This window comes from Pseudomonas sp. 9Ag (assembly GCF_902506445.1).
Classification (GTDB): domain Bacteria; phylum Pseudomonadota; class Gammaproteobacteria; order Pseudomonadales; family Pseudomonadaceae; genus Stutzerimonas; species Stutzerimonas stutzeri_AB.
Genome location: NZ_LR733836.1, coordinates 1214597 through 1239538, shown reverse-complemented (window position 1 = coordinate 1239538; position 24942 = coordinate 1214597). Strand labels below are relative to the sequence as shown.

General features: G+C 60.1%; 24 protein-coding genes and 2 pseudogenes. 17 read left to right on the top strand and 9 right to left on the bottom strand.

What is annotated here, in order from left to right; genetic code table 11:
* The first annotated feature begins 69 nt into the window (after positions 1-69).
* The 3 genes from ALTERO38_RS05660 (at position 70) to ALTERO38_RS05650 (ending at position 1695) form a co-directional block, all read left to right on the top strand.
* Positions 70-762 (top strand): phospholipase D family protein, encoded by a 693-nt coding sequence (locus tag ALTERO38_RS05660; RefSeq protein WP_159967583.1) that lies wholly within the window; start codon positions 70-72, stop codon positions 760-762.
* A 149-nt stretch (positions 763-911) separates the two neighbouring features.
* Positions 912-1307: a hypothetical protein gene (locus ALTERO38_RS05655; protein WP_159967582.1), complete on the top strand. Its 396-nt coding sequence runs from the start codon at positions 912-914 to the stop codon at positions 1305-1307.
* 10 nt (positions 1308-1317) lie between these two features.
* Positions 1318-1695 carry a hypothetical protein gene (locus tag ALTERO38_RS05650; RefSeq protein ID WP_159967581.1) on the top strand — a complete coding sequence of 126 codons (378 nt, stop codon included), beginning with the start codon at positions 1318-1320 and terminating at the stop codon, positions 1693-1695.
* Positions 1696-1716: 21 nt separating this feature from the next.
* Here ALTERO38_RS05650 and ALTERO38_RS05645 read toward each other — a convergent pair.
* Positions 1717-2005 (bottom strand): annotated as a pseudogene (locus tag ALTERO38_RS05645) (LysR substrate-binding domain-containing protein); the annotation flags it as partial.
* A gap of 330 nt (positions 2006-2335) precedes the next feature.
* Between ALTERO38_RS05645 and ALTERO38_RS05640 the strand changes: the two are divergent.
* Positions 2336-3976, top strand: coding sequence for a BCCT family transporter (locus ALTERO38_RS05640; RefSeq protein ID WP_159967580.1), 1641 nt, complete (start codon positions 2336-2338; stop codon positions 3974-3976).
* Between the two features lie 151 nt (positions 3977-4127).
* On the opposite strand, the gene ALTERO38_RS05635 is transcribed toward ALTERO38_RS05640, so the two are convergent.
* A complete protein-coding gene (locus tag ALTERO38_RS05635; RefSeq protein WP_159967579.1) occupies positions 4128-5033 on the bottom strand; it encodes a LysR substrate-binding domain-containing protein in 906 nt (301 codons plus the stop codon).
* Positions 5034-5150: 117 nt separating this feature from the next.
* Between ALTERO38_RS05635 and ALTERO38_RS05630 the strand changes: the two genes are divergently transcribed.
* On the top strand, positions 5151-5873 hold the full coding sequence (locus tag ALTERO38_RS05630; RefSeq protein ID WP_159967578.1) for an FMN-dependent NADH-azoreductase: 723 nt from the start codon (positions 5151-5153) through the stop codon (positions 5871-5873).
* Between the two features lie 50 nt (positions 5874-5923).
* On the opposite strand, the gene ALTERO38_RS05625 is transcribed toward ALTERO38_RS05630, so the two are convergent.
* Positions 5924-6943, bottom strand: a complete 1020-nt coding sequence (locus ALTERO38_RS05625; protein WP_159967577.1) for a sterol desaturase family protein — start codon at positions 6941-6943, stop codon at positions 5924-5926.
* 352 nt (positions 6944-7295) lie between these two features.
* On the opposite strand from ALTERO38_RS05625, the gene ALTERO38_RS05620 reads away from it, so the two are divergent.
* The 4 genes and pseudogenes from ALTERO38_RS05620 (at position 7296) to ALTERO38_RS05610 (ending at position 11146) form a co-directional block, all read left to right on the top strand.
* Positions 7296-8195 carry a DMT family transporter gene (locus tag ALTERO38_RS05620; RefSeq protein ID WP_148926396.1) on the top strand — a complete coding sequence of 300 codons (900 nt, stop codon included), beginning with the start codon at positions 7296-7298 and terminating at the stop codon, positions 8193-8195.
* 447 nt (positions 8196-8642) lie between these two features.
* Positions 8643-9746: pseudogene (locus ALTERO38_RS21745) on the top strand (cache domain-containing protein); the annotation flags it as partial.
* A gap of 18 nt (positions 9747-9764) precedes the next feature.
* Complete coding sequence (locus ALTERO38_RS21740; protein ID WP_372239403.1) at positions 9765-10610, top strand: methyl-accepting chemotaxis protein; 846 nt, start codon at positions 9765-9767, stop codon at positions 10608-10610.
* A 188-nt stretch (positions 10611-10798) separates the two neighbouring features.
* Complete coding sequence (locus tag ALTERO38_RS05610) at positions 10799-11146, top strand: cupin domain-containing protein (protein WP_045425545.1); 348 nt, start codon at positions 10799-10801, stop codon at positions 11144-11146.
* A gap of 209 nt (positions 11147-11355) precedes the next feature.
* Here the strand turns inward: ALTERO38_RS05610 and katG are convergent, their stop codons facing one another.
* Positions 11356-13587, bottom strand: coding sequence for a catalase/peroxidase HPI (gene katG / locus ALTERO38_RS05605; RefSeq protein ID WP_159967575.1), 2232 nt, complete (start codon positions 13585-13587; stop codon positions 11356-11358).
* A 308-nt stretch (positions 13588-13895) separates the two neighbouring features.
* Here katG and ALTERO38_RS05600 point away from each other — a divergent pair, with 308 nt between their 5' ends.
* Both ALTERO38_RS05600 and ALTERO38_RS05595 read left to right on the top strand, forming a co-directional pair.
* Positions 13896-14591: a GNAT family N-acetyltransferase gene (locus tag ALTERO38_RS05600; protein WP_159967574.1), complete on the top strand. Its 696-nt coding sequence runs from the start codon at positions 13896-13898 to the stop codon at positions 14589-14591.
* Positions 14592-14867: 276 nt separating this feature from the next.
* Positions 14868-15311, top strand: coding sequence for a DUF2846 domain-containing protein (locus tag ALTERO38_RS05595; RefSeq protein WP_045425536.1), 444 nt, complete (start codon positions 14868-14870; stop codon positions 15309-15311).
* A gap of 203 nt (positions 15312-15514) precedes the next feature.
* On the opposite strand, the gene ALTERO38_RS05590 is transcribed toward ALTERO38_RS05595, so the two are convergent.
* A complete protein-coding gene (locus tag ALTERO38_RS05590) occupies positions 15515-16258 on the bottom strand; it encodes a class I SAM-dependent methyltransferase (protein WP_159967573.1) in 744 nt (247 codons plus the stop codon).
* A 392-nt stretch (positions 16259-16650) separates the two neighbouring features.
* Here ALTERO38_RS05590 and ALTERO38_RS05585 point away from each other — a divergent pair, with 392 nt between their 5' ends.
* Complete coding sequence (locus ALTERO38_RS05585; RefSeq protein ID WP_159967572.1) at positions 16651-17421, top strand: hypothetical protein; 771 nt, start codon at positions 16651-16653, stop codon at positions 17419-17421.
* A gap of 35 nt (positions 17422-17456) precedes the next feature.
* Here ALTERO38_RS05585 and ALTERO38_RS05580 read toward each other — a convergent pair whose 3' ends face one another.
* Positions 17457-18095, bottom strand: coding sequence for a TetR/AcrR family transcriptional regulator (locus ALTERO38_RS05580; RefSeq protein ID WP_159967571.1), 639 nt, complete (start codon positions 18093-18095; stop codon positions 17457-17459).
* A gap of 73 nt (positions 18096-18168) precedes the next feature.
* Here ALTERO38_RS05580 and ALTERO38_RS05575 point away from each other — a divergent pair, with 73 nt between their 5' ends.
* A complete protein-coding gene (locus tag ALTERO38_RS05575) occupies positions 18169-19272 on the top strand; it encodes a DUF2855 family protein (RefSeq protein WP_159967570.1) in 1104 nt (367 codons plus the stop codon).
* A gap of 209 nt (positions 19273-19481) precedes the next feature.
* Here ALTERO38_RS05575 and ALTERO38_RS05570 read toward each other — a convergent pair whose 3' ends face one another.
* Entirely contained in the window at positions 19482-20258 is a 777-nt protein-coding gene (locus tag ALTERO38_RS05570) for a hypothetical protein (RefSeq protein ID WP_256663785.1), read from the bottom strand.
* 297 nt (positions 20259-20555) lie between these two features.
* Between ALTERO38_RS05570 and ALTERO38_RS05565 the strand changes: the two genes are divergently transcribed.
* Complete coding sequence (locus ALTERO38_RS05565; RefSeq protein WP_159967568.1) at positions 20556-21005, top strand: hypothetical protein; 450 nt, start codon at positions 20556-20558, stop codon at positions 21003-21005.
* Between the two features lie 14 nt (positions 21006-21019).
* Here the strand turns inward: ALTERO38_RS05565 and ALTERO38_RS05560 are convergent, their stop codons facing one another.
* A complete protein-coding gene (locus tag ALTERO38_RS05560; protein ID WP_159967567.1) occupies positions 21020-21409 on the bottom strand; it encodes a helix-turn-helix domain-containing protein in 390 nt (129 codons plus the stop codon).
* A gap of 86 nt (positions 21410-21495) precedes the next feature.
* Here ALTERO38_RS05560 and ALTERO38_RS05555 point away from each other — a divergent pair, with 86 nt between their 5' ends.
* Positions 21496-22557 carry an SDR family oxidoreductase gene (locus tag ALTERO38_RS05555; protein WP_159967566.1) on the top strand — a complete coding sequence of 354 codons (1062 nt, stop codon included), beginning with the start codon at positions 21496-21498 and terminating at the stop codon, positions 22555-22557.
* Between the two features lie 72 nt (positions 22558-22629).
* Positions 22630-23118: an RNA methyltransferase gene (locus tag ALTERO38_RS05550; RefSeq protein ID WP_102838173.1), complete on the top strand. Its 489-nt coding sequence runs from the start codon at positions 22630-22632 to the stop codon at positions 23116-23118.
* Between the two features lie 53 nt (positions 23119-23171).
* Here the strand turns inward: ALTERO38_RS05550 and ALTERO38_RS05545 are convergent, their stop codons facing one another.
* Complete coding sequence (locus tag ALTERO38_RS05545) at positions 23172-23909, bottom strand: GntR family transcriptional regulator (RefSeq protein WP_159967565.1); 738 nt, start codon at positions 23907-23909, stop codon at positions 23172-23174.
* Between the two features lie 196 nt (positions 23910-24105).
* Between ALTERO38_RS05545 and ALTERO38_RS05540 the strand changes: the two genes are divergently transcribed.
* A complete protein-coding gene (locus tag ALTERO38_RS05540) occupies positions 24106-24939 on the top strand; it encodes an amidohydrolase (RefSeq protein WP_159967564.1) in 834 nt (277 codons plus the stop codon).
* The last annotated feature ends 3 nt before the right edge of the window (positions 24940-24942 follow it).

Below are 24942 nucleotides of genomic sequence, written 5' to 3'. Positions count from 1 at the left end.
CCTGCCTTGCACGCTCCAGATAAAGCGTGTGAAATCGCCCGCTCGCTAGCCACCACCATGGAGGGCCTTGTGGCCAAGTTCCTGAATACCAGCGCAACAAACTACTACTTGGAAGAGATGATCAAGACGGCCAAAGACCGCCTGATATTGATCAGTCCGTTCCTGCGGCTCAATGAGCGGATCAAGGAGCTGTTGGAAGACAAGGATCGGCTGAAAATCGATGTTCGGATTGTGTATGGAAAAAGCGAGCTGCAACCCGAAGAGGTCAACTGGCTCAAAGGACTTAGCTACATCCGCACGAGCTTCTGCAAGAACCTGCACGCGAAGTGCTACCTGAACGAAGAGAGCTGCATCATCACCAGCCTCAACCTCTACGAGTTCAGCCAGGTGAACAACAACGAGATGGGTATCTTCATCGACCGGCAGAACGACACTGACCTTTACCGTGACGCCTACGAAGAAGCCCAACGGATTATCCGCATCAGCGATGAAGTACGTATCTCCTTAGAGGTCGTGGCCAAGGACAGTGAGCCAGCCGCTGAAACAGACGACAGCGTGAACAAGCTGACCAGTTCAAAAATGGCGCAAAAGCTAGGGCTGAAGACGCCCGAATTTCTCGAAAAGCTGTTAAGCCAAGGGCTGCTTGAGCTTCGCGACGGCAAGAACTACCTGACCGAAAAAGGTAAGGAAGCTGGAGGCGAGTTTCGCATGAGCCCAAAATTTGGTCCGTACTTCCTATGGCCAGCGGCGTTGGAAGTCTGAACTCGCGCAGGCCGTCCGATGATAGTGCGAGGCAAAGCTGCGGTTTAGAAAACAGCGCAGCTTCGCTTCGCTGATGCCAGGTCAAACTGTACCGGGGCGCTTAGAAAACAACCGAGCCAGTTCTTGAGAATCCATCAGAGGTACTCAAGATGCGTCCCGAACTGAACCTGCGATCCGAAGCCCGTCTTTACGACGCGCGATGCCTTCAATTACAACCCGACGGGCTATGGCTCGTTTCTACTAGTTTAGATACCCACGCTGCTGGGCGATGGTTTGATCAGCTCTGCTCTGACAATCAAAGATCAATGAAAGCCATCATCTTAGAAACGCCAGAATGGCGTCCCATGCAGCGGTGGTGCAGTAGCCTCCCGCAGCTCAAAGGAGTGGACGGATTGCTTCTTTGCGCTCCGCTCGATTGTGGTTCCGTTTCACGTAGCGGTGCGTTGCTTGAGTCATTATTGCCATCAATAGATACATTCTGCAGATTGGTTTTTGTCGAGCAGCCGTTTGCCTATCCAACCATGCTTACCCTTTTGTTCATCTGAGGAAGGACATATGCAAATTACGACCATCACTGATCTGTTTCACCAGGAATTCGGCTCTATAGCTAACAAATTCCAAGTGACTGACGTAGCTCTCTCAGAAGCAAAGCAATCGGCCGAACCGTATATCTCCAATCCAGGCGTCTATGTATTCTGGCGACCCGGTGCTGCAATCAAAGTAGGACGACACCTGACAAATGCACGTAAGCGCGCTCTTGAACATATAAGAGACAACACAGCGGGGTTAATGGCCGCGTTGGTACATGACGAATCAGCAAGGCTGATGCTTTTCTCAGCAAAGGATCGGGAAGATGTTCACTGGGTAGCGGCGTTGGAGATTTTCTTTGAGCGACGGCTGGGATGTCAGATTAGAGCCGCCCGTTTAGGCTAGTAACAGCGCCTCTGGCGCCGCTTACAACAGCATCACCTCACACGACCCACCTGGCACCACCCTCACCGCCCGAACCGTCGGATCATCCCGACGGCTTTCCGGGGTATACGAGATGAAACGGCTTGCCTCCCATCTCCGGCCCAAACGGCTGCATCAGCCGCCCTGCCCTCACCTCGTCCTCGATCAACTGACGGTTCATCAGCGCCAAGCCCTGCGCGCCGATGGCAGCGGAGATGGCATGGATCTCGTCAGAAAAGACCAGCCCGGCGCTGACGTCCGGCCCCGGCACGTTGAACAAAGGGGACAGACTTTTGCGAGGCCCTCTCTGCAGGTTATTCACGTTTCCTCCTAGCTCACCACCTAAGCCGCGCAGACATTAACCTCGCGAACCGCAGCACCCGAGCCGCTTCTGGGAGGCACCCTGGGAGCATGCGAAGCCCTCTGTCTCGATCTGCTGACAAGTGGCCCCGAGGCACCCATGAGGATCTGGAGAAGCAGGCGAAACCACGGATCGCCAGAATCGTGACTATCCTTGGGTCTCGACAGTCGCCGCCTCGTCAATCCGGGCCGCAGCAGTAAGAGGCAGCCCGAGGGATGGAAAGCGCGCATGGATAGCTGTGATCATCAGTGGAGGTAAAGCATGGCCGATAGCAGTGAAAGCCCGGCGGCAGGCGGGAACCTGATCGATACCGACTACCAGATTGGTCAGGACAATCTGGTCACGACCATCGGCCCCATTGAGGTCGACATCCATAACCCTGTTTTTGCGATCTCCGGGCTGATGACGATTGTGTTCGTCATCTTCACGCTGGCGTTCCCGGAACTCGCAACCGGCATATTCACCGCTGCGATGAGCTGGGTAACGGTCCGCTTCGACTGGCTTTTCATCCTGGCCTCCAACATCTTTCTGGTGTTCGCCGTCGCTATTGCGCTCTCGCCCTACGGCAAGGTCAGGCTCGGTGGGCCTGATTCGAAGCCGGACTTTTCGCTGTTGGCATGGCTCTGCATGCTGTTTGCGGCGGGCATGGGCATCGGGCTCCTGTTCTGGAGCGTCGGTGAGCCGATGACGCACTTTGTAAGCTCGGTCGCGCCGGATGCCGGGAGCCCTGACAGCTGGGCACCGCTCGGGGGGGTGCCCGGCGATGTCGAGGGCTCGGCCAGGCTCGGGCTGGCCGCCACGCTCTATCACTGGGGGCTCCAGGCGTGGGCGATCTATGCTGTCGTGGGGCTGGCGCTGGCGCTCTTTGCCTTCAACAAAGGCCTGCCGCTGGCCATTAGGTCTACGTTCTATCCCATCTTCAAAGAGCGGGTTTGGGGCTGGGTCGGCCATGCCATCGACATACTGGCGGTGCTGGCGACCCTCTTCGGTCTTGCGACCTCGCTTGGGCTTGGCGCCGAACAGATCAATGCTGGGCTGTTCTTCCTCTACGGCGTGCCCGTGTCTGCCACGACGAAGATCGTGTTGATCACGCTGATTACGGGCATCGCGACCGTTTCTGTTCTGCGCGGGCTTGAGGGGGGCGTCAAGAAGGCTTCCGAAATAAACATGATCATGGCGTTCGTACTGCTGATCGCCGTGTGCGTGTTTGGCCCGACTGGCGCAATCGTGGAGCGAGTCGCGGACTCAGTGGTCAGCTATTTCGCCTATCTGCCGGCGCTGTCGCAGCCCTTTGGCCGTGAAGACGAGAACTACGCACAAGGCTGGTCCTCGTTCTACTGGGCATGGTGGGTGTCGTGGTCGCCCTTCGTGGGGATGTTCATTGCCCGGGTCAGTCGCGGCCGCACGGTGCGCGAGTTCATGATCTGCGTGCTGATCGTCCCGTCAGCCGTCTGCATTCTCTGGATGTCGATCTTTTCCGGGGTCGCGTTCGACCAGTACATCAATGACGGCTATCGCGCTGTGGCGGATGCGGCGCTGGAGGTCAAACTTTTCGCCATGTTCGACGTGATGCCATTCACTCAGGCTATGTCCCTGTTGGGCATCGTTCTGGTGGCGGTGTTCTTCATCACCTCATCGGACAGCGGCTCACTGGTCATCGATACCATCACGTCTGGCGGCAAGGACGACGGGCCCATCCCTCAGCGCGTGTTCTGGTGCATTTTCGAAGGTCTGGTCGCCATCGCCCTGCTGTTGGGCGGAGGCCTCAAGGCGTTGCAGTCCATGGTGGTGACAACCGGCTTCCCATTCACCTTCGTGCTGCTGCTGATGTGCGTCAGCATCGTCATCGGCCTGCGGAGCGAGCTCAGGGTACCGCGCCCAACGGTCGTGAAGGCGCGATAACACCGCGCCGCGTCTTCCTCCGCCTCATTGCTCGTTAGCGAGGCGGAAGGTGGGCAGCTAGCAAGTGGCCTGGAAGATACGCGTGGAAAAGGCTTCGCCGTATTCCACCCTACGGTTGAGCCTCGGGTAGCGTGGCTCGGCGTTGCCGGTATCAGCGCCCTACCTCACACAACCCACCCGGCACCTTCATCACCCACTCCCTTACCGCCAGAACCGTCGGATCGTCCCGACGGCTCTCCGGATAGACCAGATGAAACGGCTTGCCCGCCATCTCCGGCCCAAACGGCTGCACCAACCGCCCTGCTTTCACTTCATCCTCGACCAACTGCCGGCTCATCAAAGCTACGCCTTGGGCACCGATGGCGGCGGAGATGGCGTGGGTTTCGTCGGAGAAAACCAGCCCGGCGCTGACGTCCAGCCCCGACACCTTGGCGAGCTTTTGCCACGCCGCCCAATGTATCGGCGCGGAGGCGGCACCCCGTGCGTGAAAGTGGATCAGCGGATGGTTGGGCAGGTCGACGGCGTCACGCAGGCCGAGCAATGGGCTGCAGACAGGGACGAAGGTGTTGTCGATCAGCTTCTCCGCCACCAGCCCGGGCCAGCGGCCGTCACCGTAGCGGATGGCCATGTCTGCCGTAAGGCCATCCAGCGCCACCGGCTCGTGCGAGGTATGGAAGCGCAGGTCGATATCCGGATGGGAATCGCGCAGCAGGCAGACCCAGGGCACCAGCCAGCGCACGGCGATGGCCGGCGTGGTGCTGAGGGTGATCGCCTGCCGGCAGGGCCCGGCGCTGAGGCGGTCGACCGTGGCGCTGATGCTGTCGAACGCGGTCTCCAGCGTCTGTTGCAGCTCACGCCCCTGAGCGGTCAATTCCAGCTGCCTGGGTTTGCGTAGAAACAGCGCCACGCCGAGGGATTCTTCAAGCGAGCGAATCTGGTGGCTGATGGCCGTGGCGGTAACGTTCAATTCCTCGGCAGCCTGCTTGGCGCTTTCGTGCCGTGCCGCCGCTTCGAAGGCGCGCAAGGCGGAAAGGGAGGGTAACCAGCGGTGCGCCATGGCTGAGTTTTCCTCACCTGTAACTGGAAGAAATGGTCGTTTGTCGCCCACAGAGCCTAGACCTAGTCTGGGTCTACCGCGAATGACAGATGAATTCAGTCACCCAGGAGACCCACCATGACACACCTTCTGCACCTCGACGCCAGCGCCCGCCCCGGTTTTGCCGGCAAGGACGAGCACGGCTCCCACAGCCGTCATCTCAGCCACCGCTTCGTCAGCCAATGGCGCGCCCATCGCGCGCAGGACAGCCTGACCTATCGGGACATCGGCCAGAACCCGCCCTCCTTCATCAGCCACGACTGGATCGCCTCCTCCTTCACGCCTGAAGATCATCGTGAAGCATGGATGAAGGAGACGTTGGCCGAGAGCGACCGGCTGGTCGATGAGCTGATCGCGGCCGATGTACTGGTCATCGGGACGCCTTTCTACAATTTCGGCATGCCGGCCGCGCTCAAGGCGTGGGTCGACCTCATCGTGCGCCCAGGAAGGACGGTTGAGATCGACGAAACCAAACTACCCGAACCCTACGTACCGCTGCTGGCCGACCGGCCACGGCACGCGGTCATCCTCACCGCCCGCGGGGGCATCGGCTACGGTCCTGGTGGCGAGATGGCGCAGATGAACAATCTGGAGCCGAACCTGGTGACGGCGCTCAACTTCATCGGCATCACCCGCATCCATCAGATCGCGATTGAAGGGCAGGAAACCGGGGGCGAGGTGTTGGCGGCCTCGGTAGAGCAGGCGCAACGCGAGGTGGATGTGTTGGTTGCGGAACTGCAATCGGCGCTTTTCAGGGCGCCGGTGAGCTCCCATCAGCAGAGGCAGGTCGAATCCGTCTAGCCACCCAGCCGCGCCGTTCGCCCCGCGATGGACAGAAGCCAACGCCAGTCTCAGGCGTCGGGTGCGCTGTCTGGCGTGGTGAAGGGACGGCGGCTGGATACGAGCTTGCGTGCTGTATCCACAAAGGGCATCACGATCAGGCTGTAGAGCGTCAGGTAGCGGTGCGAGTCGCGTTCGGCGGTGCCGAATTCGATTCGTTCCGGCACTGGGCTGGTGACGTAAAGGGTGCCGAACATCCAGTCCCACAACGACAGGTTGGTGCTGAAGTTCTTGTGGAAATGCCGCGGCGCATCGCTGTGGTGAATCTGATGCTGGGCTGGGCTGTTGAAGATGTGTTCGAGTCGCGGCCCGAATGATAGCCACACATGACTGTGCCGCAGGTTCGAGGCCAGGCCGTTGAAGATGAATACCAGATAGGTCACGCCGAACAGGGTGTAGCGGCTGATCTCCCCGCCGCAGGCATACCAGAACGCACCGGCATAGGCGCCAAGGAAAACCAGATCGACGAGCCTGCCGACTACTTTTTCCAGAAAATGGACGCGGCTCGCTGTCAGCGGAACCATCACCGGCGCCGAGTGATGGACCTTGTGAAACTCCCACAGCCAACTGCAGTGAAAGGCGCGATGAACCCAGTAGTGGGTGAAGTCGCTGATCAGGAATACGCCGAGCCCATACAGCAGCGCCAGCGACAGGTTGTGCCCGACCTGGGGCCGCTCGCCCCACAGGTTGGTGAAGAAGCTGATGTAGTCGCCTGAGCGGAGGATATAGGGGTCGACCAGGCCCACGATGGGCACCACCAGCAATACCTTGATGACGCCACGCACGAAGTAATAGCGGTAATCGAGCAAGGCCGAACGGTGCAGGTGCACCCTATTCCCACCGATGAACTGCCAGAACGAGGGTGCGTCAGTCAGGCCGCGGCGTGATCGGTAGCGAAACAGGCCATAAGCGGTGGCGTAGGAGATGGCAAGAAACAGCACGCCAAGGCGGCCGTTCAGGTCGAAAACGCCAAGAAACTGCTCGATCAGCGGTTCGGCAAGGTAGTGATGGAGGGATTCAAGAACGCCCATGTCTGGCCGCCTCAAAAAAGAAGTCGCGGATTATAGGGCCATGCGAAACGGCTCGTATATGCGAATCTTTATCAGCCGCAAAAACGGATAACTTGACCTTCGAGGCGCTTGTGGGGAGAGATCTGACGGCGTGACATGCTCCGGCCAAAACGGCCGCTTACGGATCAGCTCCCACGCCGCGGGGCAAGCAATAGCAGCCGCTGAAGTCGCGAACTGCAGTGCGCCGGGGCGCTTCTGGGCAGGTGCTTGGCGAACTAAGCCGCCATCATGGCCGCAGCGTCCGGACGCGGCTTAGAGCGAGGCCGCGCCAGGGCAACGACAGGCGCCGGCAGCGGTAACGGAGGACCCACGATTGAACGATTCAGCGCGCGGCCTGCTTCTGGTAAGCAGCGGCATCGTCGTACTCAGTTTCGATGGCCTGTTGGTGCGCCTGGCACACGCCGATGGCTGGAGCATCGTGTTCTGGCGGGGGCTGTTGATGTTCCTGGCGCTGGGTGCGTTCTCGCTGTCTGCGAAAAGCCGGGCGAGTCTCAAGGCACAACCGCTGATCAGCGCCGCCTCGGCTTTGCTGTTGGCCTTTACTTCGATCTTTTTCGTGCTCGCGGTCATTCATACAACGGTGGCCAACGTGGTGGTCGTGCTCAGCACGGCGCCCCTGTTCGCCGCCCTGTTCACACGCTTTTTCCTGGGCGAGTCGGTGGCGTTGCACACCTGGCTGGCCATCGGCGTGGCAGCGCTGGGGATCATGGTGGTCTTCGCCGGAGCCTTCACCGCTACCGATCTGGCTGGCAACGGTTATGCGCTGTTGTCCTCGGCAGCAGTGGGCGCCAATCTCACCCTGCTGCGCCGCCACCCCGCCATCGAACGGATGCCCCTCATCGCGCTCGGCGGCCTGGCGGCTGCGCTGATCGCCTGGCCCAAGGCCGAGCCGTTGGGCCTGGAGATGACAAGCTACTGGGCGCTGGCAATCATGGGCCTGATCCAGATGCCGCTGGCCACGTTGTTGATCAATAACGCGACCCGCTATCTGCCCTCTGCGGAAGTCGCGCTCTTCTATCTATTGGAAAGCGTGCTGGGGTCGCTGTGGGCCTGGTATTTCCTGAACGAGACACCCGCAACGTCAACGCTTTATGGCGGCGCGCTGGTCATCGCGACACTGGTGGTTCACGCCGGACTGAGCCTGCGTCGGCGCCCCGCATCGCACGGCGCGTCCGGCCCCGGTGCGAAACCCTGTCTGGTGGCAGACAAGTGAATCGCAAGGGAGACGCCATAAGCGCCGGGAGCCTCCGTTAAGTCGCTGCGGCAGCAGATCAGCCGCCGAGATTAGCGCCGAAGCGCGTCAGGCTTAACAGCGAAGGCAGCGAGTAAACACTTCACAGACCGATACCGGCCCTGGCGAACTGCCAACGGCGCGTGGCTGATCGCCCGTGAGGTGACGTGCATCGAAACACCCGGTGTCCCTGTAAGCCCCGTCCTTGCGCCATAAAGTGCATTGGTCGGAAAAATACGGGGCCACCTCAAGGCTTGACAGACCCGTGCCGATAACGTCTTGCCGGCCGCGACTCGCCAGCGATCGATTCGATTGAGGAATCGGGCGCTTCGCGGCCGCGAAGCGCACTGGATTGCGCGAGGGTTCCCCGAAGAACGAAGCGCAGGTCGGCGTGGACGTCTTGATGAACTGGCCAGAGGCCGTTGAACAATGAAAATAAAACACAAACTGCTAGCAAGCTTTCTGGTCGCGACGCTTGTTCCCGTCCTTGTCGTGGCCCTGTTCACCATCCGCAACGTAACCGAGGAGGCCAAGCTTCAGTTTCAGGAAAGCAGCAGCCTGGATGTTCAGCTGGTGAACAACACCTTTGTGACCCTGTTCGATTCGGTCAGCCATACCGTGTCGGCGATGGCCGACTTTGCCGCCGTCCGGGATACCGAGGCTGGCGAGCTGACCACCTACTTCGGGGCGCCCGGCAAACCCGGCGCCACCGCCACGGCCAATGGGGGCCGCGAGAAACAGATCTTCGATTACTTCTCGGGTATCGGTAACAACAACCCGAACTTCGGTTACGTCTACATGGGCGATGCCCAGGGCGGCTACGTGGAGTGGCCGGGCACCGGAGATTACGGCGACTGGGACCCGCGCGGGCGTCCCTGGTTTACCCTGGGCAAAGACGCCAATTTCCAGCTGACGCGCCTGGATGGCTATTACTGGGAACCGGACGACGCCGTCTACGTCTCGGTGATCAAAGCCTTCAAGGACCAGGCCGGCAACTTCGCCGGGGTGGTGGCGACTGACGTGTCGCTCAAGGCGCTGACCGACATGGTCCAGAAAACCCGCTTCGGCGAGACCGGTTTCTTCATGCTGGTCGAGAACAGCGGAACCTTGCTGGTTGACGGCCACCAACCCGAAAACAACTTCAAGAAGCTCAGCGAGCTGCCGGGCGATTACGTCACGAACATCGCGAACACAGAGAACGGCCTGATCGAGGTAAACATCGATGGCGTCGACTATCTGGCCAACGTCTTCACCTCGCCGACTCTGGGCTGGAAGTTTGTCGGCTTCATGCAGGTCGACGAAATCCTGGCTGGCGCACACAGGCTGGCGTGGATGACGCTGGTCGCCTGCGCAGTGCTGGTGGTGCTGTTCGGTATCGCCGGGGTCATATTTGCCAACCGCATCGTCACCCCGATCAATCTGGTCAAGGACGGGCTGCGCACGATTGCCCAGGGCGAGGGTGACCTGACCCATCGCCTCCCCGTGCTGGCCCGGGATGAAACCGGCGAACTGGCCAAGTGGTTCAACCAGTTCATCGAGTCGACGCAGTCGATGATCACCGTCATCAAGGACAACGCCGTCAGCATCGACAGCGTCTCTAGCCAGACCAACGAGCGCACCACCGCCATGTCGGACAGCCTGCAGCGCCAGTCGAGCGCGGTGGAGCAGATCGTCACCGCCGTCACCGAGATGGCCTCGGCGGCCAACGAGGTGGCGCACAACTGCGTCAGGACGGCGGAAGTCTCCGCACAGGGTCTGGAAGCGACGCGCGTTGGCAAGGAGGTGATCGCCCGCAGTACCGCCGGGGTGAACGATCTTGGCGCCAGCATCCAGGGTTCGAGCAAGGTGATTCGAGAACTCGAACGCGAAACGGTGAGCATCAACACCATCCTGTCGAGCATCCAGCAGATCGCCGAACAGACCAACCTGCTGGCGCTCAACGCGGCCATCGAAGCGGCACGTGCTGGCGAACAAGGACGCGGCTTCGCCGTGGTGGCCGATGAGGTGCGCAATCTGGCCAGGCGCACCCAAGATTCAACCGGCGAGATCAACAAGATCCTCAACCTGCTGGTCAGCCGCATCAGCGAGGTGACCGCGAGCATGGATCGCAGCCTGACCGAATCGAGCAAAGCCATCGAATTGTCCGGTGAGGTCATGGGAGCGTTCGAAGAGATCGAAAATGCCGTCCAGATGATCCGTGACATGACCACCCAGGTCGCCACTGCCACCGAGGAACAGCACCTGGTTACCGAGGACATCAACCGCAACGTGGTGGCCATCAGCGACGCGGTTGCTCAGGTGTCTAGCCAGGCCTCGGAAGTCGAAAGCTACTCTCAGGAGCAGCGGCAACTCAGCAGCGCACTCCGGCAGTTGGTCGGGCGCTTCCGCACGCAGTAATGTTTGCAGCGGCCAGCCCTTCGGGGCTGCCCCGCTCGGCTGAGACTGGTTTAAGCGTTGGCGGACGACGACCGCGTGCTCAACGACGCTCCTTGCGCTGATGGGCATCCCGGCGTCGACCCCAGACAATTGGCCAAGGCAGCAGCGCCCTATGGTAAGCGCCCGATCACGTCTTAACCGGAGCGCCCATGGCCAACCCACCGATCACCGTACTGCGCGATACCCAGCCCATGCCTGTCGTCGATGCCTGCAAATGGGAGCGAATCGAAGGCGAACCGCACACCGTCAACCTCAACGCCTACACCTCCGATGACGGCAGCAAGATCATGGGGACCTGGATCTGCACACCCGGCAAATGGCGCGTGGAATACGTCAAATGGGAGTACTGCCACTTCCAGGAAGGCTACTGCATCATCACACCCGACGGCATGGCGCCCATCCACCTCAAGGCGGGTGACATCTTCGTGGTGGAACCCGGCATGACCGGCACCTGGGAAGTCGTCGAGACCGTCCGCAAGTACTTCGTGTTTGCCTGAATGGCATTGCGCAGGACGCGCATCGAATCGGTGCTACGGCACCGTCGGCCGAACAGCTGAGCCGTCCGCCAGTTACACGATAGGCAGGCCAGCACTGGACCGCCGGAAGGATCATCGAAGCCGCTCGCCGCGGGCAACCGTTATGGCCGCCCGCTCTGCGTCGCGGTGCATGAAAGCGTCGGCGGCGCCCAGAGGCGCCGCCGCGAGGCTCAAGCGGAAAGCTTCTGGCTGAAATTATCGGCCGGTTTGCCGATATCGAGCCGATCCGCGTTCATCACCTTGTCCCAGGCTTTGACGAAGTCCTGGACGAACTTCTCGTTGCCATCTGCCATGCCGTAGACCTCGGCTTGGGCACGCAGCTCCGATTGCGCACCGAAGATCAGGTCCACACGGGTGGCGGTCCAGGTGGGCTGACGGGTCTTGCGGTCGAGCCCCTGGTAGCGGTTCTTGTGCTCGGTCGCGACCCACTCGTTCTGCATGCTCAGCAGGTTGACGAAGAAGTCGTTCGACAAGGTGCCCACGCGCTTGGTGAAGACGCCGTCCTGGCCACCGTCCGCGTTGGTGCCCAGCACGCGCATACCACCCACCAGCACGGTCATTTCCGGCGCGCTGAGGCGAAGCAGGTGCGCCTTGTCGACCAGCGCTTCCTCTGGCGCCATGAAGTGCGACTCGTGGTAGTAATTGCGGAAGCCGTCGGCAACCGGCCGCAGCGCCTCGAAGGATTGCACATCAGTCCACTCTTCCTCGGCATCCATCCGGCCCGGTGTAAACGGCACGGTAACGTTCACCCCACCCTCCTGTGCCGCTTTCTCGATCGCGGCACAGCCGGCCAGGACGATCAGGTCGGCCATGGAGACCTTCTTGCCGCCGGTGGCCGAGGCGTTGAACTCGCTCTGGAGCTCGGTCAGTTTTTCCAACACGCGAGCCAGCAGCGCCGGATTGTTGGTTTCCCAATCCTTCTGCGGCGCGAAGCGGATACGCGCACCGTTGGCACCGCCGCGCTTGTCCGAACCACGATAGGTCGAAGCCGAAGCCCAGGCCACTGACACCAACTCGGACACTGAAAAGCCCATGCCCAGAATCTTCTGCTTCAGCGCGGAGATATCAGCCTCATCAATCAACGGATGGTCACACTCGGGGATCGGGTCCTGCCAGATCTGCGTTTCCTGTGGCACCAGCGGCCCGAGGTAACGACCAACAGGCCCCATGTCGCGGTGGGTCAGCTTAAACCAGGCTTTCGCGAACGCATCGGCGAACTCGTCCGGGTTCTCCAGGAAGCGCCGTGAGATCGGTTCGTAGATTGGATCGAAGCGCAGCGCCAAGTCAGAAGTGAGCATGGTCGGCTTGCGCTTCTTGCCTGGATCGAAGGGATCCGGCATGACGTCCGGCGCGTCCTTGGCGACCCATTGGTGCGCTCCGGCCGGGCTCTTGGTCAGCTCCCACTCGAAGTTGAACAGGTTTTCGAAGAAGTAGTTGGACCACTGGGTCGGTGTCTGACTCCAGATGACTTCGAGGCCGGAGGTGATGGCGTCCGCGCCCGCTCCGGTCTGGAACCGGCTGCGCCAGCCCAGGCCCTGATCTTCGATCACGGCGCCTTCGGGGTCCGGGCCCAGCAGCGAGGGATCGCCTGCACCGTGGGTCTTGCCGAAGGTGTGGCCACCGGCGATCAGCGCAACGGTTTCGTAGTCATCCATCGCCATGCGAGCGAAGGTTTCACGAATGTCGATGGCGGAGGCTTTCGGGTCCGGGTTGCCGTTCGGGCCTTCCGGATTCACGTAGATCAGGCCCATCTGCACGGCGCCGAGGCCGGGGTGCAGCTGGCGTTCGCCACTGTAGCGCTCATCACCCAGCCACGTGCCTTCAGGGCCCCAGAACAGTTCTTCCGGTTCCCAGGTGTCGGCACGCCCGCCAGCGAAGCCGAAGGTTTTGAAGCCCATGGACTCCAGCGCCACGTTGCCGGTGAGCACATAGAGGTCGGCCCACGAGAGGTTGCGCCCGTATTTCTGCTTGATCGGCCACAGCAGACGGCGGGCCTTGTCCAGCGAGGCGTTGTCCGGCCAGCTGTTAAGTGGAGCGAAGCGCTGCTGACCGCCGCCGGCACCGCCGCGGCCATCGGTGATGCGGTAGGTCCCGGCGCTGTGCCAGGCGAGCCGGATGAACAGGCCGCCGTAGTGGCCAAAGTCGGCCGGCCACCAGTCCTGGGAATCGGTCATCAGGGCGTGCAAGTCGGCGATCACCGCGTCGAGATCAAGGGATTCAAACGCAGCGGCGTAGTCGAAATCACCGCCGTAGGGATTGGAGCGCGGCGAGTGCTGGTTGAGTGAAGTGAGGCTCAGCGCTTCGGGCCACCAGTCTTTATTACTCGGACGCTTGCGCGGCGCACCCGCGCCGTGGCCGAACGGGCATCCACCGCCCGCGTTTTCTCCAGTTTCAGCGTTCATATTCTGCTCCTTAGGGTTGTCGTTGACGCGTTGACGCGCCGCGAATAGAACTTAGCACTCGGCCCGAGGCTGCCTGAGCTCCCCATCTAGCGGCAGTTTGTCGCCAACGTCGTCAAATCTCTCTTTAAACTTCGCCATAAATCAGCTTTCCGTATGCCAAAGGCATGCAAAGCGCTGAACAGCAAATTTGCCTATCGCCACGATAGGCTCACCCTCTCCTACCGCGTGTAAGCGGGAAGTCTTCTTCTGCGTCGCTCGCGTCTACCGCCCGGTACAATGCAGCGATTGACCTACTTGGAGCCCTGCCAATGTTCACCCTCGCGCACCTGGATTCCCCACCGCCGGAATCGATGGAGAGCCAGCTGTTGCAGATGGTGGTGGACTATCTCAGCGACGTCAGCCCTGTATCGCTTGCGCCCAGCAACCCGCTGTACCAGCTGTATCAGTACGTTGTGGGTTTCGAGGTACACCGCTACCTGGACAGCATGGACGGCGCACAGAACGGCAAGCCGGAGCTGATCATGGCGCTGGACGCCGAAGACCCGGCACGCCTGCTCGGTTTTGCCCTGTATCTGCCTTACGTGGACGATCCCGATGCCTGTGCGTTGCTCTATCTGGCGGTGCAGGCCAGCCATCGCCGGCAGGGCACAGGGCGCGCCATGGTCGAAGCGATGCTGGCGCGCTATCCGCATGGGGAAGTGGCGTGCGTGGCCAGCAAGGTGCCGTATTTTCAATCGCTGGGCTTTCAGCCATTGGCGGCTCGCGGCCCTCAGGTCGTCATGAACACCCGAAGCCAGGCGTCCAGCGGCCTGGTGGCAGTGCAGGACCTGGAGCCCATCTTCAAGTCACAGGAAGTTCGCCAGATTCATAGCTACCTGGTCAAACAACACGGCTCGCAAGCCATGAGCGACGCGGAAAAAAGTCGCGATCAGCTACTCGATGAGCTGGCTCAACAGGCAATTCATCTGACGCAGACGTCCTCGACGGCCAATCGGCTGCATTGATTTGTTTGTGCGTACAGACCCACGTGCCGTTCGGCCGTTTGCTTTCCATCCGATGCCTGACAGGTGCTTTTTAGAGGCGAGGAAACAATTCGGCCGCGGTCGCTGTGCATCCCTTCGCTGACCGGTTCACCGCCTATCCGATCTCTCTGGCAAAACGTGATCCACAGCACCAAATCGATTTGCAAGCCTTGTCCGTATAATTTCCAAGGTTAATGTGCGCGTGCTGGCAATTTAATAGCTAACCAGCTTCAGCCTTACACTCAGGAACGAGTACATATGTTCAAGCACTTCATGATGAGCGCCGCAGCGCTGAGCTTCGCCGTACTGACCGGCTGCGCGTCGGTACCGATGGAATCTCCTGAGAAGGACCAGGCGTTCAAATCCTTCCCAGCACCACCGAAAGATCAGGCCGGTCTGTATATATTCCGCGACTCGATGCTCGGAGCCGCGCTCAAGAAGTCGGTGAAGATAGACGGGGAAGTCATCGGCGAAACCGCAGCAAACACTTACTTCTACCGCCTCGTCTCGCCGGGCCCGCACACGCTTGCCACCGAATCGGAATTCAGTGACAACCTGCTGGAGCTGAACGCACAAGGCGGCAAAAACCACTATGTTCGTCAGTCAATCAAAATGGGAGTATTCGTCGGCGGTGCCAAGCTGACCGAAGTAGCTGAAAGCGAAGGCCAGAAAGCCGTAGCGAACACCGAACTCGCTCGCTGATAGACCCTATGAACAATACGCTGCTGATCCGGTTTTCAACTTAAACAATCGATGAAAGCAGATGTAAAAGGCCCCGCAAATGCGGGGCCTTTTATTGTGTATATACAGGCATTGCGCGTTCCCAAAACGAGATAGACTGTTCTACCGTTGCAAAGCCTGACTTGGGTGTTAAACGGTAAAACCTCGCGTCAACGCCAAGCCCGTTAGGTCTTCACACAAGCAAAGATTGCGTTCCCGGACGTCCCGTTCCAGGGCAGGATCTTTTCGTAATCATGCTCAAGGACGTGGACCTCGAAGTACGGCCGCAACAGCTCGCTCAAATCGGTGAAACTCACTGCCGCCATGGGATGTTCGTCGTTCCATTGCTGACTGTGCCCTGCTGCCTGTTTTTCAATCCGCAGCCTCAACAGTTGCCGATCACCGGTGCCCGGGTAGTACCAGCTAGAACTGAAGTTGAATAAGCCATCGGGGTGGCTCGCGTCGTGCGATACGAATGAATCATTGTCGATGGCATGTTTGTCGACAGCGTTGAAGCAGAACAGCCCACCGGTCGCCAATCCATCGTGCACGCTGGCGATGCAGGCCTTCAATCGTTCGACTTGGCCGCTGTAGTGGATGGAATACAGGAAGCAGGTGATCAGATCGACCGGCTGGCTGACTGCGAAGCCACACATGTCTTGCCGGGAGAACCGAGCTTCCGGACAGCGAATAGCTGCCCTGTCCAGCATCGGCTGGTTGATGTCGAGCCCGCCGCTTTCAAATCCCGCGTCGATGAAATACCGCACATGAGGACCGGTGCCACAGGCGAGATCCAGGTGCCGGCTGCCGCCATTGCCGAGCAGCTTTTGCAGACGCTGGACACAGTGGCTTTGCGCACGGTAGTCGATATCGGCGCACATGAGATCGTAGTAATCCGACAGGTCGGTATAGATGGCGGTACCGGGCATGATGACCTGAATGAGGTAGGCGTGGAGCGTTGGCGGGCGCGCATCATATCGCCAGTTGAAACCGGCGTCGCGCCGGGCATGACGCTGTCGATGACGGCAGCGAGCACAATGAAGACGTTAGCCCAGCGAGCGCCCACCACTGCCGACAGCAGGCTTCTCTCCATCACCGCGTGTAAGCATCCGAAAAGACCAGCAGGTTCCGCCTCGACGCGTGGATGGGCGCGCAAGCGGTCGAACAATGCCCGCATGCAAGATGCAACGACCGGCGGGTAGATCGACGAGTTTTTTGAGGAACTCCCAAGTCCACCGCACGCCCAAACTTGTAAGCGAGCTGGATAGTTTCAAGCGAAATGCAGTTCGTTTCCCCGAAATCGCAAGCGGAGGAGACATAGATGAACTTCAAGCAATCGACTTCCCTATCGGCAGCAGTATTGGCCGCATCCCTCGCCATGGGACTGCCCACCGCGGCGGTCGCCCAGCAGGCAAACCAGACGGCTCAAGCAGGCCAAAAGGCCGGCGCTGGTATGCAAACCATCTCGGTCGGTCATAACGTGGTAGATGCGGTGGATGATGTACGCGAGACCGCGGTTGACTTCGTTGGCGCGCTGCTTATGGCAGAAGAAGGCCTGGGCCTGGGCAACTGGGAGCAGCAGGAACAGCGGCTGTCTAAAATCGAAGAACAGTTGCAGCAGATGGAAACCGTGCTGGACGAAAAAGCGGAAGCCACGGACCAGGAATGGCTGGACTGGATGGGTGGCCCAGAGTACAGCGTGACGGTCACCAAGCAGGTCAAGAGCCTCGGCGCTCACCTTGAGCAGGTCTCCGGTATTCTCGCTGAGAACTGGCAAACCAAGGGCATTCAGGTGCTGACTGGCAATAACGTGCTGGAGCAGTTGCGCGATCTGCGCGAGACCACCAGTGATCTGCTCAACTCCATGGAGCGAGCGGGTAATAACTATGGGTGGACAGCCGATCCGAAGCAGTTCAAGCAGGCGCGAGATCGCCTGGAGAAGCTGTCGAAGGACATTGATCAACCTCTGATGATGTCCGATGCCGATTGGCGCAGCTATCTCGAATCCGACCGTTTCCACGTGGTCATCCACGACAACGTGTCGACCTTGGCTGACATCCTGCAGAACCTGACCACGCCAACCAAGGGCTAATCAGCCTCTTGATCATCGGGGCCGCAGCAGTATCTTCAGTTACTGCTGCGGCCCTGATTCGACTCAAGCGTGCGTAGGCACAGCTGCTCCATGCACTCAGCCCACTCGGTCATTCGATCCGCTTCGAGCTGCACCAGCATCGCGTAACGACGTCCGCCCCATACCGAAAGATGAAGCGCTTCCAGGGTCGCAGCCGAGGGGCGCAGCGGTAGGTCGGTCGCGGCGTCGATGACTCGGTGCCAGGCGCCCAACAAGTCCTCATAAACCCGGCGCTGATGCTTGGGCTCGGCCACCAGCGTTTCCAATTCAAGCATGTCCGGGTGAAACCAGGGCAGCTGTGGTTCGACGCCGGCCAGCGTACGTACCAGCTGTCGAATTCGCTCGGGCCAGGCAAGCGCCATGGGCGCTACCGCTTGCGCGTCGATGGTCTCGAGCATCTGCTCAACGCAATAGCGCACATAGCCCGAGTGCAACGCGTGCTTGCTGGGGAAGTAGTCGTACAGGGTTCCAATGGCCACGCCGGCTTCCAGAGCGACCGCGCGGGTCGTCAATCGAGACCAGCCATCGCGCTGCCATATCCGAACATAGCTGTCGAAAATCGCCTGAACGGTGACCTTGGCCCGCTCCTGGGTAGGCCGTTTGAGCGGCTTGGCGCTCGGCGATGGTGTCTTCATGGAATCCGAACCCGGCGGTTAAACGAAAGGGCTACAGTCAATGCCGTCCATTTACGAGCCCAAGGTGCCATCGATGAGCGTCATTCGCCAGTTGCAAAACAACAAGAAAGACATGGAGCAGAGCCGCATCCAGACCCAGCCGATGCCGGAGCTGAAACCCGGCGAAGCCCTGCTGCGGATCAGCCGACTGGCGCTGACCACCAATAACGTCACCTATGCAGCCTTTGGCGAAACCCCTCACCTGCGTTACTGGGACTTCTTTCCGACTGGCGATGCCGAGTGGTTTCACATGCCGGCCTGGGGCTTCGCCGAGGTCGTGGAGAGCACTGTCGATGGCCTGGCAAAGGGCGAGCGCTTCTATGGTTTTTGGCCGATCGCCAGCCATCTGGTCATGCAGCCGGTGCGGGTCACTGATCGGGGCTTCTATGACGGCGCCGAACACCGGCTCGAACTGACCTCTGCTTACAATCAGTACCAGCGCATCAGCAGCGACGACGCGTATCGCGCAGAGAGCGAGAACTACCAGATGCTGTTGCGCCCGCTGTTCATCACGTCGTTCATGCTGGCCGACTTCCTCGACGACAACGCCTTCTTTGGTGCGCGTCAGATCGTGATGTCCAGCGCCTCGAGCAAGACCGCGTATGGCACGGCGTTCTGCCTGCAGGACAACCCGGCCGTGCAGGTCATTGGCCTGACATCCTCGGGCAATACCCGCTTCGTGAAGCAGCTAGGCTGCTATCGCCAAGCCGTTGGCTACGACCAGGTAGCTTCGCTGGACCCCGGCGTGCCCACCCTCTATGTCGACTTTTCCGGCAGCGCCAGTCTTCGCCAGCAGATCCATAGCCATTTCAAAGACGCCCTGGTGTACGACTGCTACGCCGGCTCAGCCCAGAACCATGAATACAGCGAGCCTGATCAGGCGCTGGCCGGGCCGCAACCACAGCCCTATTTCGCGCCCTATCAGATCAAGAAGCGCAACGCTGACTGGGGCGCCGCCGAGGTAACCCGTCGCTTCAACGAGGCGCAACTGGCCTTCATCGCCCGGGTAAGCGATGCGCAGCAGCCCTGGATGCAAGTCAACGAACACGAAGGTCTCGAAGCCGCACAAACGCTGGCCGAAGCCCTGATAAAAGGCGATATCAACCCGCTGGAAGGCCACGCTGTGGTCCTCGACTAAGCACATGCGGCTGGCATGATGCCGTGCCAGCCGGCTGCAGCATGCTGCTGCGGCTGGCGAATCCCGAGCCACTCGCAGCGTCACTGTCGAACTCATACCAGGCATCGACGATGACCGGCGACGAGATCAGCAATACGTACTAGGCAACATCGCTTGTTTGAACTGCTTGTGAGTCCGTACACCTGTCCGATAGATGCACGAGCGCGTGGTTACAGTCGGTTGTCGTGCAAGCCGGCGTAGAGGCGGGTCATCTCGTTGAGCTGACGGAACATCGACTCAGCATTCACAGCGACGATGGTGGGCACGAACTGCTTGGAGGTGAAGGCCTTGCTCGCGAACTTCCAACGGGCGTCGGTCTTGCGCAGGGCTTCAGCGATTTCCTGGTTAGGTGCGTCGCTGGCTTGCAGCTCGGCCATGATGGCGCCGAACTCCTCCACCGAAGTAGCAAAGTCTTTTTCCAGGGCCGGGTCCTGCACTCCCCAGGCACGGGCCATGTAGAACATGGCGGTGCGCTGCGTCAGTACGCGGTTCCAGCCACTGCGGTTGATTGAATGCGAGGCCACGTCGCCATTGTGTTGTTCGAACAGGTCGGTGACTTGCTGCGTCTGGCGAACCAGCTCTTCGGCCTTCGCCAGTACGAGCGGAGCCTGGGCCTTGTCCGGCGTACTGGCCGCCAGAGCGCGGTAATCGGCCCAGGTGCGCTCCACGTCGTTCAACGCAACGCGAATGGCGTCACTCGGCGCAGCTGCCTTGAGCTGGGCATGGTGATCTTCGAACAAGGCCAGGCTTGCGGCACGTTGTTTAGTGGCTTCGTCCACTTTCACGCCGGCTCCGATCATGAGGTAATCCTTGGCGACGATCTGCCCCAGGCTGCGCTGCAGACCGGCCATGTTCATGATTTCCAAAGGTGCTATATCCGCCCAGCACGTCGCACTCAGCAGACTGCAACCCAATAGCAGCGCGCGCAGAGATTTCTTGATCAACACGGTAAATCCTTTCTGGCTTTGAAGATGAGCACAGGCCGCATCTGCGACCAGCGTCTGAGCCCGCCGCAAACAATCGCGTTGATGCACCGCTCAGAGCGCTATTGGATTCGCGCTACCTTTCTCTAACCTTGCAAAGGTCAAAAGCGGCGGCGTGGAGTGATGGAAGTGTGACGCGATGCACCATAAAACAAAGCGCGAGAAGCAAGCAGCCAAAGCTACCATCCCGTTGCACCCCCAAAATGCCCATTCCTGACGTCCACCTGCGGGCTTGGGTGAATTGATCCAAAGGCTGTTTCAATGAAAGCACTACGCAGGCTTTTACAATTAATCATCTTGGGTGCGGGAGGGATTACGCTTGCAGCGCTCATGTCAAACCCAACGGCCCGATTCTCTGACATCGCCGTTTTCTTGGGATTCGTAACCTTTCTACTCGCCTTGACCATGGTGCTGAAAGGGCATACCGAAAAACGGTTAAATTCAGATTGCGAGCCCAGCCTGAGACCAATAGGGATGGTCTTGATCCTACTGGGTGCATTTGGCGTGTTTTATGGGATGGGCTTTCTTGCTGACAGGCAATCACTGCCGGACGGAAGCGGCCGATGCGGATCTATTTGCGGTCTCATTCTTCTCGCTATTCAATTGTTTGGTGAGTCAGTCGCACGATTTGCGGCGTTTTGCCTCTGGGCAGGGCTGGGCCTGTTTTTTTGTTTTATCGGTTTCCAGATGGCGAAAACAAAACCCGCCTGAGGATACGCATGAGTTCACTTACTCCCCCGCCTGCGCGACGTACGTCTCGGCTGCAGCTGGTCCAGCGCGCCTGAGTTCTGCCTCGCCCAGTCGTAGATCATCTCGATGGGTTGGACCATAAGCTTGCCCAGTGGCGAGAGTGCATAGCTCACGGCAGGCGGTACTGTATCGAGCGTATGTCGTTCGATCAGCCCGCTGCCCTCCAGCTCACGCAGCGTCTGGATCAGCATTTTCTTGGATATACCCGGCAGGCTTCGATGCAACGCGCCGCTGCGCGCGGTGCCGTCGTGGCGAGCATGCAGGGTGTGCAGAATCATGCTGGTCCACTTGGTCGAGAAGATCTCGAGCACGCGTCTTGGGGCGCAGTCTTCGCGCCATTGTTCTTCGTCAGAGCCGGGTTGCATGGGGGATGGTTACCATTTGGTGCCGACTTGGATCGGCATTTTCGAGTGGGTAAGGTGCAGGCCTGTTTCGTTTTTGGGGTCTGAAGATGACAAATCAAGCACTGGTGGTCGGCGCGAGTGGAATCGTGGGAAGCGCGGTGTCTAGCCTGCTGGCCAAAGAAGGCTGGGCGGTCGCCGGGCTCGCGCGTCGGCCGAGTCAGGAATCCGGGGTTTCTCCGATCAGCGCAGACCTGCTGGATCCGGCGGCCCTGTCTTCGGCGCTGGCCGACGTTTCGCCCACTCACCTCTTTCTGACCACCTGGGCTCGCCAGGCCACCGAGGCGGAGAACATACGCGTCAATGCGCAGATGATTCGAAACGTACTCGAAGCCGTCCGCAGCGCCAACTCGGTTCGCCACGTCGCGCTGGTCACCGGCCTCAAGCACTACCTTGGCCCGTTCGAAGCCTACGGCAAAGGCTCGCTGCCGCAGACGCCGTTTCGTGAAGAACAAGGGCGGCTCGACGTCGAGAATTTCTACTATGCCCAGGAAGACGAAGTATTTGCGGCGGCCGAACGCGATGGCTTCAGTTGGAGCGTTCACCGCCCGCATACCGTCACCGGAATCGCAGTCGGCAACGCTATGAACATGGCAACGACGCTGGCCGTATACGCCTCGATCTGCCGTCAGACCGGTCGGCCCTTCCGCTTTCCGGGCTCGGAAGTCCAGTGGAACAGCCTGACTGACATGACCGATGCAGGCCAGCTGGCCCGGCACCTGCACTGGGCTTCGACTACACCGGCCGCCGCCAACCAGGCCTTCAACATCGTCAACGGTGACGTGTTCCGCTGGAAGTGGATGTGGTCTCGCATTGCCGAATGGTTTGGCATCGAAGCGGCGCCATTCGATGGCCAGCCCGCTCCGCTGGAACAACAGATGGCGGGCGATGCGCCGATATGGGCTGAGATGGCTAGACAGTTCGAACTGGCCGAAGCGGACATAGGCAAACTGATTTCGCCGTGGCACACCGATGCCGACCTGGGTCGGCCTATCGAGGTGGTGACAGACATGTCGAAGAGTCGAAAGCTTGGCTTTCTGGATTACCAGGCGAGTGACGATGCCTTCTACGAGGTTTTTGCCAAACTGCGTGCGAGCAAGCTCATTCCCTGATCGCGACAAGGCAACCGGCTGGAGGCGAGACTGTCCCGTATACTCGCGCGTTTTCCACGCGAGTCTTTTCCAGTGAGCAACAAACGTTACGCCTGCATCGGCTTGAGCAATCCGAAGTCGCCTTCCAATGTCGGCGCAATCATGCGGGCAGCAGGCTGCTATGGCGCGGCGTCGGTGTTCTACACAGGCACTCGCTACGACCGAGCCAAAGATTTCATCACCGACACCAAGAAAGTCCATCAGGACATTCCGCTGATCAACATCGATGATCTGCGCAAGATCTTGCCGCTCGGCTGCGTGCCGGTCGCCGTGGAATTGGTCGAAGGTGCGCGAGCCCTTCCTGAATACACCCATCCGGATCGCGCGCTGTACATCTTCGGCGCCGAAGATGGCTCGCTGAGCAAAGAGATCCGTGACTGGTGCGAGGACGTGGTCTACATCCCCACCAACGGCTGCATGAATTTGGCGGCGACGGTCAACGTGGTGCTCTACGACCGCCTGGCCAAGGGCAACAACACCCGCTCCGGCCCCGGTTTTGGAGCGGCGCGTAAACCCTGTTGATCCGCTGCCGAAGATTCACTCCCAGATAGAGAAGCCCGCACTCGCTTGGCGTTTCAGGAGATATCGATCTGATACCGAAACCCCTCGGCCGCGGCACGGGTGAGGCGGTATTCCAACGGTGATCGGTCGTAGCCCAAGGCGATGCGCTCGATGGTGACGACCGGGGCGCCCTCTTCGATCGAAAGGGTTGCAGCCATGTCGCCGTCGGCCGCGCCAACGGTGAGGGTTTCCTTAGCCGAGGCTATGCACTGGCCACATTGCCGCTCGTAGAACGGATAGAGCAGCTCTCCAAAGTCCTCGGGGTCGACATCCATCAGCGCACCGAAACGATTGGCCGGAAGCCAGATATCTTCGTGAAACAGCGTGCGGCCTTCGATCATGCGCAGGCGCTCCATGTGCACGACCTGCTCGCCCTTGCCCAATTCCAAAGCGTTGGTGACCCCCTGCGACGGCTTTTGCAGCGTCTTGGAGAGGATGCGGCTGGTGGGGATTTCCCGTCCGCCACTGGCATCTACCTGACGAAAGAAGCGCGCCAGCGAGGCATCGAAGTTCGGGCGGCGCACGAAGGTGCCACGGCCTTGACTGCGCAACAGCAGCCCCTCGTTGACCAGCGTATCCACCGCCTTGCGCACCGTGCCGATGGCTACGCCGTAATGCCGGGTCAGCTCAGCTTCGGTGGGAATGGGTGCGCCGGGCGTCCATTCCCCAGCTGCGATCTTGGCCAGCATTTCTTCTCTCAGGCGCTGATAGAGCGGCAGGCGCTCGTCATATCCGAGTGTCGAGGTGTTCATCTATTGATCAGTCCATATCCGAGGCGCAGCCACTTTATCACTGCGGTGTAGATTGACAGATATCCAGCATTGCAGATATGGTCATACATTCATATATATGACTAGTTATCCAGCTTGAGTGTCAGCGCTGATTAGGCTCGCGTCTTGGCCTGCCGTCTACGTCAGTCACATCAACAATCGACCAGGGTCTTTGCTTATGGATCGCCTCCTTTCGCCCGGACTGCACGGCATAGATGCACACGCGCACATCTTCCGCCAGGATCTGCCAATGGTGCCAGGGCGCCGCTACAGCCCGCACTACGATGCGCTGATCGAGCACTACCTCGCACACCTCGACCGTCATGGCCTGGCCCACGGCGTGCTGATCCAGCCCAGTTTTCTCGGTACCGACAACAGCCACCTGCTCGAGGCGCTACGCCGTTATCCGCAGCGGCTACGTGCCGTGGCGGTAGTCGAGCCGGACGTCAGCGAGGCGCAGCTGGACGAACTGGGTGAGGCCGGCGTCGTGGGTGTTCGTCTGAACCTCATCGGCAAGAAATTGGCCGATTACCGTGGCTACGCCTGGAGCTCCTTGTTCCAGCGATTGGCCCAGCGTGGCTGGCAGGTCGAGATTCAGCGCGGCATCGATGACGTGGCATTGATCGTTCCGGCCATCCTGGCCTGCGGCGTCGACGTGGTGATCGATCACTTCGGCCTGCCCACTGGCGGCATCGACAGCACCAAGCCCAACCATGTGGCCTTTCTCTCGTTGCTCGGCAACGAGCGCTTATGGCTCAAGCTGTCTGCGCCCTACCGCAGCCAGTCGGACCTGGCTCAGGCACTGCGGGTTCTGGCGCAAGTGCGCGAGGCCGGCGGTGGCCTCTCGCGTTTCCTCTGGGGCAGCGACTGGCCCAACACCCAGTTCGAGGATCAGACCGACTACGACCGACAGGTCGCCTTCATCGCTGCGCTGTTACCGGACGTGAACGAACGCGCCCAGGTACTGGTGGATAGCCCGGCGAAGCTTTTCGGCTTCGGCGTTTCCCGCTAAACG